The organism is Ruegeria sp. K7 (genome assembly GCF_056531785.1).
Genome location: NZ_JBQFMJ010000001.1, coordinates 423833 through 441447, shown reverse-complemented (window position 1 = coordinate 441447; position 17615 = coordinate 423833). Strand labels below are relative to the sequence as shown.

Below are 17615 nucleotides of genomic sequence, written 5' to 3'. Positions count from 1 at the left end.
AGATTTGGGAGATCACGAAAATGAAAAACAACAGCAAACTGGGCCTTGGCGCGCTTGTAACCGCTGCGCTGATGGCGCCTGCTGCTTTTGCGGAGGAATTCATCACAATCGGCACCGGTGGCGTGACTGGCGTTTACTATCCGACCGGCGGTGCGATCTGCCGTCTGGTGAACAAGGGCCGCAAGGAACACGGGGTACGCTGCTCGGTCGAATCGACCGGCGGTTCGGTCTACAACATCAACACCATCCGCGAAGGTGAACTGGAGTTTGGTGTGGCCCAGTCCGACTGGCAGTACCATGCATATAACGGTTCCTCGAAATTTGAAGAGGCTGGCCCGTTCGAAGGCCTGCGCGCCGTATTCTCGGTTCACCCCGAGCCGTTCACCGTTGTTGCGCGGGCCGATTCCGGTATCACCAACTTCGAGGACCTGAAAGGCAAGCGCGTCAACATCGGTAACCCCGGTTCCGGTCAGCGCGGCACCATGGAAGTCCTGCTGGGCGAAATGGGCTGGACCACCGGCGATTTCGAGCTGGCAACCGAGCTGAAGGCAGCCGAACAGTCTGCTGCCCTGTGCGACAACCAGATTGACGCGATGGTCTACACTGTTGGTCACCCGTCGGGTTCGATCCAGGAAGCAACCACCGCTTGTGACTCAGTTCTGGTGAATGTCAGCGGCGATGCGGTCAACAAGCTGGTTGAAAACAACTCGTTCTATCGTACTGCTACAATCCCCGGCGGGATGTATCGTGGATCGGATGGCGACACCCAGACCTTTGGTGTGGGCGCGACATTCGTCACATCGGCTGACGTTTCGGAAGACGCTGTATATGCAGTTGTAAGCTCGGTCTTCGAGAATTTCGATGACTTCAAAAAGCTGCACCCCGCATTTGCCAACCTCAAGCCGGAAGAGATGATTGCGGACGGCCTGTCGGCTCCGCTGCATCCGGGTGCCGAGAAGTACTACAAAGAAAAAGGCTGGATTCAGTAATCCGTCCTAAACAATTTGACGAGGCGCTTTTCGGCGCCTCGTTTTTCAACCGGTGAAACACCGGAACAAAAAACCGCGCCGGAAACCGGCCGCTGAACGGGGAGAGATTTGATGAGCGCTGATCAGCAGGGCAATCGTCCGCTATCCGAAGAAGAACTTCAGGAATTGGTCGCATCTTCGGATGCAGGGGCCCGTGATCCAGCCGGAAACGTGGGCCTGTTTCTGGCAATTGTCGCCGCGATCTGGTCGATTTTTCAGGTGCTTCTGGCGTCACCGATCGCAAACTATGTTCTTCCCGGCAGCATTGTGAATAACGCACGGCAGTTCCATCTTGCTTTTGCGATGTTCCTGGCCTTCGCGGCCTATCCTGCGTTGAAATCCAGCCCCAGAAACTACATCCCGATCCAGGACTGGATCATGGGAATTCTGGGCGCGTTTGTCGCGCTTTACGGTTTCTTCTTCTACGACAAGATCGTCAATGCGGGCGGTCTGGCAGACGACACGGACAAATGGGTCGCTCTGGGTGGTCTATTGCTGCTGTTCGAGGCCGCGCGCCGCGCGCTTGGCCCGGCGATGGCGATCATTGCCACAATCTTTCTTGCCTATGTATTCTTCGGCTCTTCCGAATGGGTGCCCGAAGTAATCCGCTGGAAAGGCGCGAGCCTCAAGAAGGCGATGAGCCACATGTGGATCACGTCCGAAGGTGTCTTTGGCATCGCCCTTGGTGTTTCGACGAAATTCGTGTTCCTGTTCGTGCTGTTCGGTGCATTGCTGGATAAGGCCGGGGCAGGGAACTACTTTATCAAAATGGCCTTTGGCGCGCTTGGCCACCTGCGCGGTGGCCCGGCCAAGGCGGCCGTGGTGGGTTCGGCGGCGACCGGCCTGATTTCGGGCTCGTCCATCGCCAATGTCGTGACCACCGGAACATTCACTATCCCACTGATGAAGCGCGTCGGCTTTTCCAGCGAACAGGCCGGATCGGTCGAGGTCGCCAGTTCGGTCAATGGTCAGATCATGCCGCCCGTGATGGGGGCCGCAGCCTTCCTGATGGTGGAGTATGTGGGCATCTCTTACGTCGAGGTGATCACCCACGCGTTCCTGCCTGCCGCGATTTCCTACATCGCACTGGTATACATCGTTCATCTTGAGGCGGTGAAGCGGAACATGCCCACGCTGGGCGACCGCGACGTGCATCTGGCGCGAACCGTAGTCGGGATGCTGTCCTTCTTCCTGATCTTTGCGGGGCTCTGCTATGGCTCGCAATTTCCGGTCGATGCCGTGACCAGCTGGGTGCCGACGCAAGCCGGGCTTATCCTCAGCCTGATTGTCTGCGCGATCTATGTCGGGCTTTTGTATCTGGCGGCGCAAGTTCCGGACCTGGAGCCTGATGATCCCAATGCCAAGGAAGTCACGCTGCCGGTCATTGGCGAGATTTACAAGGCAGGTCTGCATTACCTTCTGCCAATCATCGTTCTGGTCTATTTCCTGATGATCGAACAGAAGTCGCCCGGTCTGTCGGCTTTCTGGGCCACGGCACTGCTGTTTGTGATCCTTCTCACGCAGAAACCGCTGAAGGCGCTGTTCCGGGGACAAACCAACATGTCCGCGACATTCAAGGAAGGTGTTGCTGACCTGTGGCAGGGCCTGATCGACGGTGCGCGCAACATGATCGGTATCGCGCTGGCGACGGCCACTGCGGGTGTGATCGTGGGGACTGTGACCCTGACGGGTGTCGGACAGGTTATGGCTGACTTGGTCGAGTTCCTTTCGGGCGGCAACCTGATCCTGATGCTGGTGATGGTGGGGCTTCTCAGCCTGATCCTGGGCATGGGCCTGCCGACCACGGCGAACTACATCGTCGTCAGCTCGCTGATGGCGGGTGTCGTGGTTGAACTGGGCGCTCAAAGCGGCCTGATCGTTCCGTTGATCGCCGTGCACCTGTTTGTGTTCTACTTCGGCATCATGGCCGACGTGACGCCGCCGGTTGGTCTGGCCAGCTTTGCCGCTGCCGCCGTGTCGGGGGGCGACGCAATCAAGACTGGGTTCACCGCGTTCTTCTACAGTTTGCGCACCGTGGCTCTGCCCTTTGTGTTCATCTTCAACACAGATCTTCTGTTGATCGATGTCACTTGGGTCGAAGGCATTATCGTGGCGATATTTGCGACGATAGCTATCCTCGTATTTACGGCTGGCACGATGGGGTACTTCCTGACCCACAGCCGCATCTATGAAAGCGTTGCGCTGATCTTTGTGGCTTTCGCACTGTTCCGGCCGGACTTCTTCATGGATCGCTTTTCACCGCCATTCGAAACGGTCGAACCTTCCGCGTTTGTCGAGGCGATGGGTGAAACTGCACCGGGAACCGAAGTTCGGATGGTCATCAGCGGGCCGGATTTCGACACCTTGCAGATGGTTGACACAACCATCGTCGTCCCGGTCGGCAGTGAAGAAGGCGGTGCCGCGCGTGTCGAGGCGATGGGCTTGCTGCTGATCGAAGAAGACGGGTTGGTCAAACTGGAAGAACCCCTGTTCGGCTCGCCAGTGGCGGATGATCTGGGCAATTTCGACTATTACGGGGACGAGGCCGTGCGCCTGTCCTCGGTCAGTCTGCCGTCCAGCCAGCCGCCGAAACAACTGGTCTACATCCCGGCGATGATCCTGCTGGGTCTGATCGCCTTCCTGCAACGCGGCCGCGCCGCAAGACAAGAGGTGCCCGCATGACACGTTCTGTTCTTTGCGCTGTTGATATCAGCAACGGGGATCTGGATGTCCCGGTCCTGAAAAAAGCCGGTGCACTGGCCGAGATGGAGGGCGCGCAACTGGATGTCGTGTCGATCGTTCCGGATTTTGGTGAAACCTGGGTGTCCGGCTTCTTCGAACCCGATCATCACGAAAAGGCGCTCCAGGACGCGCATGCCAGACTGTCGGAAATGTGCGAGGCCACATTGGGCAAAGAACGCAACGAAAAAGTGCGTCATGTGGTGGCAACCGGAACCGCCTATCAGGAAATTCTGAAGACAGCGGAAAGCGCGGGAAGCGATCTGATCGTGATCGGCGCGCATAAGCCCGATCTGAAGGATTATCTGCTGGGGCCCAATGCCGCCCGCGTCGTGCGGCACGCGAACGTTTCAGTTTATGTCGTCCGTTAGGTCAGCGCTGCTTCAGTAGCCTGTCATCTCAAGGTACCCGCGACCTTCGTGGGTGCCTTTTATTTTGATCGGGCCTTCCCAGTATTCGAACCGTGTGCCCATCCACGCATTTGGCGTCAGGGCCGATACTTCGACATCTAGGTCACGATCCGGTAACCTGACACGCCACCGAACCGGAATATCGCGTTCTGCGACGATTGCGGTTTCCTGCGGCGTCATTGAAACAGACCCATTCGGCAGGCTGGTTGCCTCCCCGTTCGCGCCGATCCAAGTGGCCGAGGTGAAGTCTCCGCGCGCGCCGCGAAGACGGAACGCCATGAGCTTGTCGCCGCCCTCAAAGCTGAGCGAGAACCAGTCCCAGCCGGTTTGGTCCGCAGCCAAAGGTTGCGATGACCATTCGCGATCCAGCCACCCCTGACCGGTGACTTCCACATCCCGGTCCGGCAAGTGCAGTGTGCCCCGGACCGTGTAGGCGGGCTGAGAATAGTAGTAGCTGGCCTGACCATCTGCGGATTTGACTGAATACCCATCCTCTCCGTGAAAGACCAGCGGTCCATCGGCTGTCAGCGACAGGTCATATCCAAAGGTTTCGCCATTTGCTGTCAACGACAGGGTATTCAGGTCCGGACCACCCATTCGCCACTCGTCAATCCATGCCTCGAAGGGGTGCGAGGAAACCCCGGCCTGCCCGATACCGCCACGCGACAGGCGCTCGGCAAAATAGTGGGTATCGGGCGTTGTGACAGCGGCGTGCCCCATCCAGATCTGAGGGCTCTGCCAACCACCAGTTTCAACCGGTTTCAGCGCTGAGCGAAACAGGGTCCACTGTACACCGTAATCCAGCCCATCTTTACCGCGCAGATTTGCCGTCAGGTACCACCATTCGATGCGAAAGGACGGATGCGGGCCGTGATCCTGCGGGAAATTGAATTGGTAGCCGGGTTCAGGAACATCAAAGCCCTCGGCGGAGCCACCCAACCCGGCATAGCCCTGTGCCAAAGCCGGACAGGGAAGCGCCAATAGCAACATGAAAAGCAAGGTCCTAACGTTCATTGGCAAACACCTTCAGCAGGTCCGCCGGGGGCAGGCGTAGCAAGCGCAAGCCGGGCAGGGCTGCGGCGGCAAGCGCGGCGGTAACGGTCAATCCGAATAATACCAACCATTCCTTTGGGAACAGGAACATCGGCAACTGCCAGCCAAAAGCCTGCACATTGATGACAGTCAGCAGAACCCAGGCCAGAACAAGGCCCAGCGGCAGCGCCAGGCAGGCCGTCAGGATGGCCAACAACCCGCTGCGCAGCAACTCCAGCCGGGCCAGGTGTGCGCGGCTCAACCCAAGGGCCCAGACCGGCGCGATCTGCGGCAGCCGTTGTGTCCACAATGTCAGAAGGCTGGTCAGGATAGCGAATCCGGCAACGCCGAGTGTCAGAATGTTCAGCGCCGAAGTCACAACGAATGTCTTCTCGAACACAGTTATGGATTGCGCCTTCATCGCTGCCTGTTGGACAACGCTTTCGCGCGGTAATTCGAAACGGTCTCGGACCGCCTGCGCCAGTTGACCTGCGGTTTCTGGGGAAACACGGACACCAAAACGCCGAGCCGGAGTATTGGGCGCGATGGCATTTAGCTGTTCCATCGACACGATGGCCTGACCCGTCGGATTGCCGTAGTCGGAATAGACACCAGCAACTTCCAGCATCCGACCGGGTGTTAGGGCCAACTGATCTCCGGGCCACAGGTCGGAACGGCGGGCCAGTTGCTCGTTTATCAGAACAACCTCTCCGGCCATGACGCGATCCCAGACATCCTGCGACGAAGCGATCAGCGGCCAGTGCTTCCGGTATGTCGCATGATCGATCACACCGTACAGGAACAAGGGACCAGTTTCATGGGGCAGTTCGACCCGGCGGATCGGAAGGATGGCATCCACCTGTGGGGAGAGCCAGTCGACGATTTCCTGGCCTTGTTGGTCGTCTATGGCCGTGACGTACAATTCGGACGTCAGGCGCTGATCCAGCCAGCCGGTGAATGTCAGCCGAAAGCTGGACACCATCGTCCCGACACCGATATTCGCGACCAACGCCAGCAATAAAGCCATCAAGGCAAGTGAAAGGCCGGGAAGCTGCGCCCTCATGTCCGCCCAGACCCATTGCGCGACAGGACTGCGGGCCTTGCGCTCAAGGACATGAACGATTGCTGAAAGAAACGCAGGCAGCAGCAGGGCCGATCCGGTCAGGATACCAGCCAACAGGGCAAACCCGCCGATCAGCCCGGGGAAAACCAACAAGGCGAGGCAACCCGCAACGATCAACCCGAGGCCGGTGAAGCCCGCAATCCGGCGTGAGCTTGTGGCCTTGCCCCACGCCTGCAGGCCCGGACCCGCAAGAAGTGGCATTCGAGACAGCCGCCATAGCGCGTGTCCACTGGCCATCAGCGTACCGGCAACGGCCATGGCGATGCCTGCAGCGGCCCATTGAGGCTGCAACGACAACTGTCCGCTGACAGGGGCGCCATACAAACCGCGCAAGGTGGCTGCCACGTCAGGAAGTAGTGCACCTGCCAGAAAGAAGCCGAGCAAAAGGCCCAGCCCGCCGCCGACCAGAGCAAGCATGGTCAACTCTGCGAAGATCAGGCAAACCAATCGACGCATGGAGGCGCCCAAGGCCCGCAAAGTCCGGATCATGCCGCGTCGCTGGGCAAAAGCCAGTCCAACCGTACCGTGAACGATAAACAGACCTACGGCGAAAGACAGCAGGCCAAAGGCCGCAAGGTTGAGATGAAAGCTTTCGGTCAGTTGCGCAGTATCCAGCTGCGATGACGGGCTGATCCGTTCCAGTTCGGGTGCGAGTTCCGACAAAGGCGGGACCGTGCGGGGTTGAACGGGCAATATGACCAACCGGCTTATTTCACCCCGTCTGTTCATAAGGGTTTCGGCAACGCCGATGTCGGTCAGGATAACGTCCGGTGGCAGAGACGCGCTCGTGATCGCTTTGGGCAGTCCGGAGTGTTCAGCGATCACAGGTTCCAACACCGGCGAGATCAAAAGCACCCCCGGGGCTGTCAGCACGTCGACCGGTTCGGGCGGCTCGGCGCTTTGTTCTGCCTGCGTAATTGCGGGCAGGGCGGGGTAGGAGATCATGTCCACGCCCATCAGGCGCAGCGTTCGATCAGCGATGCGAAACGGCCCTTCCAGAACCGCTGCAACCTGCCACCCGGCCTTGCGCAGCGCGACATAGCGTTCGATGAGGATCGGGCCCGCTGGGTTTCTCAGAATGTCATACTGGCCAATTGCCAGTTGTGAATTGGCGCGATCATAACTGGCCCGCGCCTCGGCATTGATGGCCTGCACTGCTGACCAAAGACCGGTTGCCAGCGCAATTCCAATCAGCAGCGTTGCCAGTTGCAACGGATGCCTACGCCAGTGAGACCACAGCGCCTGAACGACCACAAAGGTCATGCGATGTGTCCGCCAGCAAGGTGGGCGTGCTGGTCCAGTCGCGCGGCAATGGCATGGGAATGGGTGACCAGCAGCAGTGCCGTTCCAGTATCTGCGACCAGTGACAGCATCAGATCCAGTACCGCCGCGCTGGCGGTCTCGTCCAGATTGCCCGTTGGCTCATCCGCCAGCAAAAGCTTGGGCCGAACGCCCAATGCGCGCCCTATGGCGACCCTTTGTTGCTGTCCGCCGGACAAGTTTTCCGGATAGCGGTGCACCAGATCGGTCAGCCCCAGCCTGTCGGCCAGATGCGCAATCCAGTCCGGGTCGTGGCGATTGGCCAGCCGGGCGTGAAAGGACAGGTTTTGCCCGACGGTCAGCGAAGGGATCAGGTTGAACTGCTGAAAAACCAGCGCGACACTGTCGCACCGCAAAGCGGCGCGTCCCGGATCGTCCAGTGCCGACAGCGCTGTGCCGTCCAGAGTTATTTCGCCGTTATCAAAACTGTCCAACGCGGCAGCGAGGTTCAGTAAGGTGCTTTTGCCGCTGCCGCTTTCCCCGGTCAGCGCCAATGTCTGGCCTGCATCAAGTGACAGAGAAACGCCATTCAGAACCGGGCGGCCACCCGGGTACGATTTCCTGACCTGATCAACTACAAGCAACATCCGGGCATCCTGACTGGTTCCTGTCACAATGTGCAACGGGACGCGCCAGTGTCCAGTGCGCATGCTTTCCCGGTTCCTTTCGCCGCAGGTGCGGCACTGGTCGATGGCCGGGGTTGTTCCCGGCCGGGCAAAAGTCCATGCTGTGCCAACGGTTTCACCCTTCGGCACGAGGCGCGAGCGGATGTCCTTATCCGACCAGATCATCTGGGGCAGCATCTATCTGGGCATATGCTTTCTGATCGAGATTGCTTTGCTGACATGGTGCACGCAGTTGATTGAAAAACTGACTGAAAAGTGGCAGGACACACACCGCTTTTTCACTACTGCCGCGCCGATCAGCGTGGCGCTGGTGTTCATCGTTCTGATTCACACCCTTCAAGTCTGGCTTTGGGCCATTGTCTGGGTCTTTGGTGATGTCTTGCCCGACTGGAACTCGGCTCTCTACTTCTCGTTGGTGACGTTCACGACGCTTGGATACGGCGACATCGTTCTGGGTGAAGAACTGCGTATCTTCGGGGCATTCGCATCCGTGACCGGCCTTTTGGCGTTTGGCTTGTCCACCGCTTTCATGGTCGCGTTGATGACTCGGGTGTTTCAGGAGGAGTTGTTGTTAAAGGATAGGGGCGAATAGACGCGCCAGAGGAGCTCCAAAGCGGATATGTGCCGGTTGTTGTTGCAGGGTGCGGGTCAGTTCGTAACTTTTCTCAAAATCTGTGCGCAGCATACTTGCAGCAGCTTCAGCGGCCCGGGCGTCGAAGAACAAGGCCATCGCTTCGAAATTCAGGCGGAAGGACCGATTGTCCAGATTGGTCGTTCCCACCGCTGCCAAAGTATCATCAACCACGAAAGCCTTCTGGTGCATGAACCCGTCGGCATATCGAAACACACGAACGCCGCAGTCACGGATTTCGTCAAAATAGGCAAAGGCTGCAAGCCAGGGCAGGCGATGGTCGATCATGTCGGGGACCAGAATCCGCACGTCCACGCCGCGCAGGGCGGCGTGTTGAAGGGCCGTCATGATGTCAATGTCCGGGACGAAATACGGCGAGGCGATCCATAATCTCTCTTTCGCCTCGGCGATGGCGGCAAAGAACATCATCGCGCCGGTCTCGGTCTCGTCCCCCGGGCCTGTGGCAACCAGCAGGGCGTTCATGTCCTGATCGGATTCACTGCCGGCCCAATCCAGATGGTCGATCAGGTCTTCTTCATGGGCCCAGTGCCAGTCTTCGGTAAAGATCAGTTGCAACTGGCGGACGATGTGACCGGTAATCCGGACATGCGTATCGCGCCAATGGCCAAAATGCGCGTTCTGACCCAGATACTCCACGCCGACATTATGCCCGCCTATAAATCCGGTCTCGCCATCAATGATTACAGTTTTGCGGTGATTGCGGTAATTCAACTGAAACCGGAACTTTGGACCACGGCGTTCCTTGGGGTTTGCGACATCTATTCCTGCTTGCTGCAGCGATTCAAGATATGCGGTGGGCAGGCCATAGCTGCCCACGGAATCAGTCAGAAAGCGTACGTGCACCCCACGTTCAACCGCCGCAACCAGCCGATCCCTTAGTTGCTGGCCCAACGCGTCATCACGCACGATGTAGAACTGGATCAGGACATAATTCTTGGCGGCATCGATTGCCTCAAAAATTGCGTCAAAGGTTGCCTGACCGTCGATCAGCAACGACGCGCCATTACCACGGGACACCGGCAGATGCGCCAAGGCTTCGAAGGGGCGTGGATTGATCTGCATGCTTTCTCGGTCCGGCTTTGAGAAGTCTGCAAAGGTCTTGATGCCCTCGACAACCCGTTCACTTTCCTTTCGGGCAATGCGGTATCCGCGAAATCGGTGATGACCCAGAAACAGGTACATAGGCACTGCCAGCATGGGGGTTGCGATCAGAAAAACCACCCAGCCGACTGCACCTTGTGGCGTACGGGCTGTCTGTGCAGCCCGTATCGAGAACACCACAGCGGTGACGTAGAGAAATATCAGAAACGCGGAAACAAGCAGTGTCCACATGAGGTTGAAAGCTCCGAACCTGTTCAGTTCGCCCCAGTGTAGATGCGCGACCAGTCTTGCGCCATATCAACAATGACCCATCCCATCCCGGGCCCTTTGTCCAGACCATCGGCCAGTTTCCCAATCTGGCTTTCGCGGTCATAAGCCCATTCGCGTTTGTCATCCGTGTGATGTATCAGGATGCCCAGTCGTGGTCCTTCGCCCGACGTCGTCCACTCCATCATGGCGAAATCTCCGTCCGAGTTTCCTCCTGCCAAAATCGGGCGTTTGCCGATTGTGCGTTCGATGTTGATTGGCTTGCCTTCCTTGTCGTCGATAAAGGCGATGCCCGGTGCCTTGACCAGATCTGGCGAGCCATCGACCGTTTCATAGCTTGTATTGCCGTAAGTTCCGAGGACCTGCCAGGGCGGAATGCCATAGGCGCTTTCGGCAAAAACACGCATGAAATGAAGGCCGCCGCCGGAAACGATGTATGTCTTAAACCCTTCATCACGCAGGTAGCGCAACAGCTCGATCATGGGTTGATAGGTCATCTGATCATAGCGGAGATCAGTTTGCGGATGGCGAGACTCGTCGAGCCAATGTGCGACCGTTTCCTGAAACTCGGCGACGGTCATGCCCGAATGCGAGGCGTTGACGACTTCGATTAATGCATCATGCCCACCTTCCAAGACAGCCGCTAGATCTCCTTGCGCTGCCGCCTTCAGGATGGGTGTTGTGAGGATCGAGGGATCCTGTTCTGCCTTTTCGGCCAGACGGTCCATAGCAAAAATAAACTGAAAATACACAGGTTGCTCGGCCCAAAGGGTGCCATCATTGTCGAAAACAGCAATCCGGTCTGCAGGAGTGACATATGCTGGCCCGGACGGATCCGTTACCGATTCTAAAAATGAAATAATCTGATCGCGGGTCTCGGTGTTTTGCCAGCTTGGCAGGGGATCAGCACTGCCGGTGACAGGAAAGGTCAACGCAAAGACGATGGCAGACAATCGCAGCATTACACAACACTCCGTTCAAAATGACTGGGGCCACCCTTGCAGGCGGCCCCGAGTTGTTTGCAGTTTTAGTTGCTGGTTGGAGTTGACAGTTTGTCCATCACCTGATCCAGGCTGAAGCTGGCAGCTTTCTGCCGCGGCGGGAATTCCTGGAACGTGCTCAGGAATTGCCCGACATATTGCTGGGCAGGCACCAGGAAATAGACCCGGTCGATCATCCAGTCGTAATATGTGTTGGACGTGCGATAACCGCGTTCGTACGGATCGCGGCGCAGGTTCACGATGATCGGGACGCGCAGCGGGGTGAAGGGTTCCATCCAGGCGCGCAGGGTTGCCCATGCTTTCTGCTCGAGAAAGATCAGCTTCCAGTCATCGAACCGCAAAGCCGAAAGGTCGCCGTCATCGGTGAAATAGAACACCTCCCGGCGCGGACTTTCAGCGGTTTCACCTGTCAACAGCGGAAGAATATTGTAGCCATCCAGATGCACCTTGTAATCGCGGCCCATCGCGGGCGAGGAATAGCCGGCCATCAGCTTTTCCTTGATCTCCGGATCACCGGCGACAGCAAGGTATGTCGGCAGCCAATCCATGTGGTGCACGATTTCATTGGTCACAGAACCCGGCTCAATCTTGCCGGGCCAGCGCACCATTGATGGCACGCGCCATCCGCCTTCCCAGTTGGTATTCTTTTCGCCCCAGAACGGGGTCGACGCCGCATCAGGCCAGGTGTTGTAGTGCGGGCCATTGTCGGTGGAATAGTGGACGATTGTATTGTCGGCGATGCCGAGTTCGTCCAACAGGTCCAGCAACTGACCGACCTGGATGTCATGTTCGATCATGCCGGCTGTATATTCATCGGCCACGCCGCCCATGATCTCATTTGCCTGATTGCGCATTTCCTCTTTTACATGGGTGCGGAAATGCATGCGGGTGCCGTTCCACCAGACATAGAAGGGTGTTCCATCCTGATTGGCCTTGCGAATGAACTCTATGGCAGCCTCGAGCGTTTCCTCGTCCACCGTTTCCATGCGCTTTTTCGTCAGTGGACCAGTGTCTTCAATCGGACCTCCTGCGGTTGAGCGGATGACACCGCGCGGGCCATAAGCCTCGCGGAAGGTGCGTCCGTCGGGTAAAACCGCGTCTCCGGGATAGTCTTCATGTTCGGGCTCTTCCTCGGCGTTCAGGTGATAGAGATTCCCAAAAAACTTATCAAAACCGTGGTTTGTGGGAAGGTGCTCATCCCGGTCGCCAAGGTGGTTCTTGCCGAACTGGCCGGTGACGTACCCGTGGTCCTTCAGCAAACCCGCAATTGTCGGGTCTTCGACCTGCATCCCTTCTTTTGCGCCAGGCAGCCCAACCTTGGACAGGCCGGTGCGAAACACCGATTGACCCATGATGTAGGATGACCGGCCTGCGGTGCAGGACTGTTCACCGTAGTAGTCGGTAAAAATCATACCCTCATTGGCAACGCGGTCGATATTGGGTGTCCTGTAACCCATCAATCCCATCGTATAGGCCGAGATATTGGATTGACCGATATCGTCACCCCATATCACAAGGATATTGGGCTTTTCATTCTGTGCCCATGCCGGAATTGCAAGGCACGCGGCAAATGTGGCCGCAGCCAGCCTGCGCAATAGTGGGGTTGGTCTGAGTTTTTCTGATGACATCTTACGCTCCTGAAATGGCGGGTTGGAACCCGGTCGTTTCGAAATTGACGGCTCAGCCGAAAAACTGCTGAAACATCATGTGTAAGGCGCTGATTCTCGGATTGAATTCTTTTTCTGAGAGAGCCTCGGGAAATGATTGAATAACTGTACCTGCGAGGGCAGAACTATCACATAGGAAGATTAAAATATACTAATTTCAGGTTAAACTTAGCGAAGGGTGACCGGACCAAGTTAACTACTTTTCGTCGGACCCATCTTCACCCAATTGCCCGTCCAGTGACATCAGAATTGCAACCGGTCTCAATGCGGGAATATGGCTGAAAACGATCAAAATGCATACGGTCAGCGGCACACTCAGGAAGGCTCCGATCAGGCCCCAAACAGTTGTCCAGAAGGTCAGCGCCAGTATCACCAGAAACGTGGACATATTGAGCGATCTTCCCAGCAGGGCAGGGTCCAGGAAGTTGCCAATCAGAAACTGGATGGTGCCGCAGCCAAAAACGATAATCAGAAACGGGCCGATGGTTTCATACTGAACCAGCGCAATCATGGCCGGGAAGACAACGGCGATGATGGATCCGATCGAGGGAATGAAATTCAGCGCAAATGTCAAAACGGCCCAGGTTTCAGCGTATTCGAGGCCAAGAATCCGGAACACCGCATAGCTGATGCCGGCGGTAATCAGGCTGATAAAGGTTTTGACACCGACATAGCGTTGAAGACTGTCGGTAATTGCGTCCAGAATTGCGGCGAACTCGGCCCCGGCCAACGGGTTGCCTGCGGCCAGTTGGATCTTTTTGCGAAAAGCAAGTCGTTCGGCCATCAGAAAGGCGACGTATAGGCTGATTAGAAAGAAGTGATTGAGCAGAGAGGTAGCGCTGCCCAGCAGAATCCGGGCCACATAAGTCATGTCCAGACTGACCAGATTGTCCCGAATGAATTTCGTGACATCGTTGCCGACCAACCCTGTGACGCGCTCTACCGCGCCGTCGAACTGACTTTCGTATGTGGTGACAGAACGGGCGAACTGCGTGGCTTGGCTGCCCACAATGTACATGATCATGAACAGACCTGCCAAAACCACGGTCACACCGGCAATGTTGGCCAGCCAGACCGGTGCGCGGGTAACGGCTATCACCCGGTCGCTGAGGGCAATGATCAGAACGTTTATCAGCAACGCCATGGTCAGCGGAATCAGGAATGCGGAACCGGCATATAGGCCAACCACGATCAGAGTGATGACAATCACAATGTCTCGCAGAACCGACAGCCTGAGCATGGGGCGGTCACTCGATTCTTGGGCTTTCAGATCCATGGAACGAACAGTTTCCGGTACATTTGTTAAGGGTCACGGTCCGATTCTGCACAGCGCGGCGGGTTTATGCAATGCGCTCAGGCATTTATACGCGTCTATTCGGCAACACAGGCCTGCACGCGGGTTCTTTGCAAGACTTATGCGGGTTAGACTCGCGACATGCACGCGTTCATGATTCCCTCGTTTGATCGTCCGCTTCGTGCCCTGTGGTTGGCAATCCGGCGGTTCGTCGACAAGAATGGTTTTGTGATGAGCAGCCATGTCGCCATGTCCTTGATGATGGCGTTGTTTCCTTTTGTCCTTTTCACCGTCGCGTTGGCTGGTTCATTGTCGCAGGGCTACGTCACTGACGATCTGATCGGCCTGATTTTCGGAGCGTGGCCTGAAGATGTGGCCAAACCGATCGTTGCCGAACTGCGCGCGGTGCTGGACAACGCCGGCTCGGGCGTCATAACGCTGGGCGGTTTGCTCGCCATCTATTTTGCATCAAACGGGGTGGCCGCTGTGCGCGCCGCTATGAACCAAGCCTATCATGACAGTGACAGCTGGCCGTTCTGGAAGACCCGGCTTTTGTGTATCGGCCTCGTCATCCTCGGTGGTGCCTCCGTTCTGATCATCGCAATGGTAGAAGTTGTGCTTCCCTTTTACACAAGGTTGGTGACGGAAAACACGGCCGTTGATGTATCAGGGTGGTTGTCCGTGGATAGGCTGGGCTGGATTTTTACGGTTGCCGTGCCTGCGGGCTTGGTGATCATCGCACATCTGGTGTTGCCAACGCGTCGGCATCGGTTGACCCAGATTCTGCCGGGCGCTTTTTTGACGCTTTCGTTGTGGGCCGCAGGCGGATGGGCTTTCTCCATCTATATCGGCAAATTCGCGACTTACAGCGCGACCTATGCTGGTCTGGCTGGGGCTATGGCGGCCCTGATTTTCCTGTACCTGTGCGCCGCCATGTTGATCCTGGGAGCGGAATTTAACGGTGCATTGATGGATCTTGAAAACGAGTCCCAAGCGAAAGACTAACAAAAGTAGGGCGCGCTGCCGGCGACCCGTTTGCTCGTACATTTGAGGTATTTGGCGTGAAATGCCGCTTTGTTCGGCATGTCAGCGCCTGTATTGCGCCATGTTGATGGCAAATTCCGCTGGCAATCTCAGGGCAGGGTACAAATCCCGGCATTCTTCATGAGGTCAGCCATGCCTGAACAACCAGCGCCCGAACCAAAGCGCACACGCCACGTCACAATCGATCAGCGGATTGCGGAACTGCAGGCCAGACCGCCCGTTTACATCAATCACGGTGAAGCTCTGCTTATTCAGGGGATGGCCACCGCCTCCTTCCGCGAACAACGCCTAAGCGGAAACCGGATACTGCTGGACGATTAAGTTCAGCCCCTAAATCCAGTTGCGACAACGAATTTTTCTGAACTGTCCGACCGTGATGCAGGTGGTTTGACATTAGCCACCTTCTCGAATTTCTGTTTCAGCAGCTTTTGCAGATCGCCCTCAGCGCCGCCGGCCAGAACCTTGGCGACAAAGGTGCCGCCTTCTTCCAGCACGTCAAAGGCGAAATAGGCGGCCGTTTCGCACAACGCCATGATCCGCAAATGGTCGGTCTGCTTGTGCCCCGAGGATGCAGCGGCCATGTCTGACATTACCACGTCGGCCTTGCCGCCCAGCCAGTCTTTGACCTTCTGGTCAGCGTCATCTTCCATGAAGTCCAGCACATGAGCTGTCGCACCGGCGACCGGTTCAACCTCCTGCAAATCGACACCCAGAACAGTACCGATCCGCTTGCCGCTTTTCTCGCCCAGCGCATTGACCCGTTTGACCGCGACCTGCAGCCAGCCGCCGGGCGCGCAGCCCAGATCCACGACACGGGCTCCCGGAACCAGAAAGCGGAATTTCTCGTCCAGCTCCAATATCTTGAATGCGGCACGCCCACGATAACCTTCGGCTTGGGCGCGCTTTACATAAGGGTCGTTCAACTGCCGCTCGAGCCAGCGGGTCGAGCTGAGCTTGCGCCCGCGTGCAGTCTTGACCTTGACCTTCAGGTCGCGCTGTCCGCGGCCTGAGGTATTTTTGCCAGTCGGTGTCTTCGTCATCAGAACGGTCCGTCTTCCAATACGCCGTCCGCGCTCATTTGTGCATATAGCAGACCTTCGCGCAGCCCCCGGTCCGCCACGGAAAGACGGTCGGTAGGCCAGCATCGTAACAAAGCCTGCAAAATGGCCGAGCCGGACATGATCAGGGCCTGCCGGTCATCGCCGATGCGCGGATCCCGGCGCCGACCCTGAGGGCCGAGTTCTAGATACCCACGTATGACTTTGTCAATCTGATCGCTGGTCATGCGCAGACCGTCTACCTTCGTCCGGTCATAGCGTTTCAGACCAAGATGAGAGGCAGCAACGGTTGTCACCGTGCCGCTTGTGCCTACGATCTGGAATCCTTCCCGCGCCTGTTCGTCCTTGTAGGGCGCGAAGTCGGCAAGGTTTTCCTCAAAAAACCAACTCATCAGCGCAAAGCGGGCCGAGTCGTCTTCGACATCGTGAAACTGATCGCGCAATGTGGCGACGCCCAGCGGAACGCTGATCCAATCCACCACCTTGGCAGCGGGAAAGGGGCTTTCAGCCGCGTGAAAGCCGTTGTGAAGACGCATGATTGCAGCGGGGCGATCCCGGCGCGGCACGGATGAGATATCGATCCACACCAGCTCGGTCGAACCGCCACCGATGTCTACAACAAGCAGTTGCTCGGTCTTGGTCGACACCAACGGAGCGCAGGAGATGACTGCCAGACGGGCTTCTTCCTCGGGCTGTATGATTTCCAGCGTCAAGCCGGTTTCGCGCTTGACCTGGCGGATAAACTCGCGCGAGTTCTTGGCGCGCCGACAAGCCTCGGTTGCAATCAGACGCATTCGCTTGACGCGGTTCCGTTTGAGCTTCTGCTGACAAATCCTGAGCGCCTGAACGGTACGCGCCATAGACGCCCGAGACAGACGTCCGGTGCGTTCAAGTCCCGCACCCAGTTGCACGGACTTGGAGAAACTGTCTACCACATGAAACCCGCTGCCCTTGGGCTGGGCTATCAGCATGCGGCAGCTATTCGTTCCCAGATCCAGTGCCGCATATAGTGCATCCGGATCGGGTTTTGCCGGCGCGGGGCTTTCGACCGCTTTCGGGAACGCGCCCGCACCTTTGGGACGCTTGGGCGCCATCTTCACGCCCTCCGATTTTCGAGTTAACCTGACCCTAGGCGGCACATCGCCGTCGTGCAAGTGATTTCAAAACTCAATTTAAGGTGAATGTCACGCATCGTTCACACTGAAGTGCAACCTGTCTTGTCAGAACCCTGTTCGGGGTTCTTTACAAGCTTA

At 57.3% G+C, this 17615-nt stretch carries 15 protein-coding genes; 6 read left to right on the top strand and 9 right to left on the bottom strand.

Annotation, left to right across the window (positions count from 1 at the left end; genetic code table 11):
* Positions 1-20: 20 nt before the first annotated feature.
* The 3 genes from ACR0FE_RS02160 (at position 21) to ACR0FE_RS02150 (ending at position 4138) form a co-directional block, all read left to right on the top strand.
* Positions 21-989, top strand: a complete 969-nt coding sequence (locus ACR0FE_RS02160; protein WP_170614958.1) for a TAXI family TRAP transporter solute-binding subunit — start codon at positions 21-23, stop codon at positions 987-989.
* Positions 990-1100: 111 nt separating this feature from the next.
* Entirely contained in the window at positions 1101-3710 is a 2610-nt protein-coding gene (locus tag ACR0FE_RS02155; protein WP_321252834.1) for a TRAP transporter permease, read from the top strand.
* A complete protein-coding gene (locus ACR0FE_RS02150; protein WP_170677240.1) occupies positions 3707-4138 on the top strand; it encodes a universal stress protein in 432 nt (143 codons plus the stop codon). Before ACR0FE_RS02155 ends, ACR0FE_RS02150 begins: the two co-directional genes overlap by 4 nt.
* 12 nt (positions 4139-4150) lie before the next feature.
* Here ACR0FE_RS02150 and ACR0FE_RS02145 read toward each other — a convergent pair whose 3' ends face one another.
* Genes ACR0FE_RS02145 through ACR0FE_RS02135 form a run of 3 tightly spaced genes read right to left on the bottom strand, consistent with a single transcriptional unit; the run spans position 4151 to position 8239 of the window.
* Entirely contained in the window at positions 4151-5191 is a 1041-nt protein-coding gene (locus ACR0FE_RS02145; RefSeq protein ID WP_480910676.1) for a lipocalin-like domain-containing protein, read from the bottom strand.
* Complete coding sequence (locus tag ACR0FE_RS02140) at positions 5181-7595, bottom strand: FtsX-like permease family protein (RefSeq protein ID WP_480910674.1); 2415 nt, start codon at positions 7593-7595, stop codon at positions 5181-5183. Before ACR0FE_RS02140 ends, ACR0FE_RS02145 begins: the two co-directional genes overlap by 11 nt.
* The gene (locus tag ACR0FE_RS02135; protein ID WP_480910672.1) at positions 7592-8239 is read right to left on the bottom strand and encodes an ABC transporter ATP-binding protein; all 648 of its coding nucleotides are present in this window, start codon (positions 8237-8239) and stop codon (positions 7592-7594) included. Before ACR0FE_RS02135 ends, ACR0FE_RS02140 begins: the two co-directional genes overlap by 4 nt.
* A gap of 61 nt (positions 8240-8300) precedes the next feature.
* Here ACR0FE_RS02135 and ACR0FE_RS02130 point away from each other — a divergent pair, with 61 nt between their 5' ends.
* Positions 8301-8870 carry a potassium channel family protein gene (locus ACR0FE_RS02130; protein WP_480440522.1) on the top strand — a complete coding sequence of 190 codons (570 nt, stop codon included), beginning with the start codon at positions 8301-8303 and terminating at the stop codon, positions 8868-8870.
* Here the strand turns inward: ACR0FE_RS02130 and cls are convergent.
* The 4 genes from cls to ACR0FE_RS02110 form a co-directional block, all read right to left on the bottom strand.
* Positions 8850-10262, bottom strand: a complete 1413-nt coding sequence (gene cls, locus ACR0FE_RS02125; RefSeq protein ID WP_480910669.1) for a cardiolipin synthase — start codon at positions 10260-10262, stop codon at positions 8850-8852. The genes ACR0FE_RS02130 and cls overlap by 21 nt on opposite strands.
* A 23-nt stretch (positions 10263-10285) precedes the next feature.
* Positions 10286-11260, bottom strand: a complete 975-nt coding sequence (locus ACR0FE_RS02120; RefSeq protein WP_480910666.1) for an HAD family hydrolase — start codon at positions 11258-11260, stop codon at positions 10286-10288.
* A 65-nt stretch (positions 11261-11325) separates the two neighbouring features.
* A complete protein-coding gene (locus tag ACR0FE_RS02115; RefSeq protein ID WP_480910664.1) occupies positions 11326-12927 on the bottom strand; it encodes an arylsulfatase in 1602 nt (533 codons plus the stop codon).
* Between the two features lie 235 nt (positions 12928-13162).
* Positions 13163-14242: an AI-2E family transporter gene (locus tag ACR0FE_RS02110; protein ID WP_480910662.1), complete on the bottom strand. Its 1080-nt coding sequence runs from the start codon at positions 14240-14242 to the stop codon at positions 13163-13165.
* A 159-nt stretch (positions 14243-14401) separates the two neighbouring features.
* Here ACR0FE_RS02110 and ACR0FE_RS02105 point away from each other — a divergent pair, with 159 nt between their 5' ends.
* Positions 14402-15265, top strand: a complete 864-nt coding sequence (locus ACR0FE_RS02105) for a YihY/virulence factor BrkB family protein (RefSeq protein WP_170677233.1) — start codon at positions 14402-14404, stop codon at positions 15263-15265.
* 171 nt (positions 15266-15436) lie between these two features.
* The gene (locus ACR0FE_RS02100) at positions 15437-15625 is read left to right on the top strand and encodes a hypothetical protein (protein ID WP_480910659.1); all 189 of its coding nucleotides are present in this window, start codon (positions 15437-15439) and stop codon (positions 15623-15625) included.
* Between the two features lie 2 nt (positions 15626-15627).
* Here ACR0FE_RS02100 and ACR0FE_RS02095 read toward each other — a convergent pair whose 3' ends face one another.
* On the bottom strand, positions 15628-16344 hold the full coding sequence (locus tag ACR0FE_RS02095; protein ID WP_480888982.1) for an RlmE family RNA methyltransferase: 717 nt from the start codon (positions 16342-16344) through the stop codon (positions 15628-15630).
* Entirely contained in the window at positions 16344-17456 is a 1113-nt protein-coding gene (locus ACR0FE_RS02090) for a Ppx/GppA phosphatase family protein (protein WP_170614971.1), read from the bottom strand. Before ACR0FE_RS02090 ends, ACR0FE_RS02095 begins: the two co-directional genes overlap by 1 nt.
* Positions 17457-17615 lie beyond the last annotated feature (159 nt).

Excerpts from the sequence above, each read along its gene's own strand:
- ACR0FE_RS02150 (WP_170677240.1), top strand. The coding sequence starts at position 3,707 with ATGACACGTTCTGTTCTTTGCGCTGTTGATATCAGCAACGGGGATCTG.
- ACR0FE_RS02115 (WP_480910664.1), bottom strand. The coding sequence starts at position 12,927 with ATGTCATCAGAAAAACTCAGACCAACCCCACTATTGCGCAGGCTGGCT.
- cls (WP_480910669.1), bottom strand. The coding sequence starts at position 10,262 with ATGTGGACACTGCTTGTTTCCGCGTTTCTGATATTTCTCTACGTCACC.
- ACR0FE_RS02140 (WP_480910674.1), bottom strand. The coding sequence starts at position 7,595 with ATGACCTTTGTGGTCGTTCAGGCGCTGTGGTCTCACTGGCGTAGGCAT.
- ACR0FE_RS02110 (WP_480910662.1), bottom strand. The coding sequence starts at position 14,242 with ATGGATCTGAAAGCCCAAGAATCGAGTGACCGCCCCATGCTCAGGCTG.
- ACR0FE_RS02155 (WP_321252834.1), top strand. The coding sequence starts at position 1,101 with ATGAGCGCTGATCAGCAGGGCAATCGTCCGCTATCCGAAGAAGAACTT.
- ACR0FE_RS02120 (WP_480910666.1), bottom strand. The coding sequence starts at position 11,260 with ATGCTGCGATTGTCTGCCATCGTCTTTGCGTTGACCTTTCCTGTCACC.
- ACR0FE_RS02130 (WP_480440522.1), top strand. The coding sequence starts at position 8,301 with ATGCTTTCCCGGTTCCTTTCGCCGCAGGTGCGGCACTGGTCGATGGCC.
- ACR0FE_RS02095 (WP_480888982.1), bottom strand. The coding sequence starts at position 16,344 with ATGACGAAGACACCGACTGGCAAAAATACCTCAGGCCGCGGACAGCGC.
- ACR0FE_RS02100 (WP_480910659.1), top strand. The coding sequence starts at position 15,437 with ATGCCTGAACAACCAGCGCCCGAACCAAAGCGCACACGCCACGTCACA.
- ACR0FE_RS02145 (WP_480910676.1), bottom strand. The coding sequence starts at position 5,191 with ATGAACGTTAGGACCTTGCTTTTCATGTTGCTATTGGCGCTTCCCTGT.
- ACR0FE_RS02105 (WP_170677233.1), top strand. The coding sequence starts at position 14,402 with ATGCACGCGTTCATGATTCCCTCGTTTGATCGTCCGCTTCGTGCCCTG.
- ACR0FE_RS02160 (WP_170614958.1), top strand. The coding sequence starts at position 21 with ATGAAAAACAACAGCAAACTGGGCCTTGGCGCGCTTGTAACCGCTGCG.
- ACR0FE_RS02090 (WP_170614971.1), bottom strand. The coding sequence starts at position 17,456 with ATGGCGCCCAAGCGTCCCAAAGGTGCGGGCGCGTTCCCGAAAGCGGTC.
- ACR0FE_RS02135 (WP_480910672.1), bottom strand. The coding sequence starts at position 8,239 with ATGTTGCTTGTAGTTGATCAGGTCAGGAAATCGTACCCGGGTGGCCGC.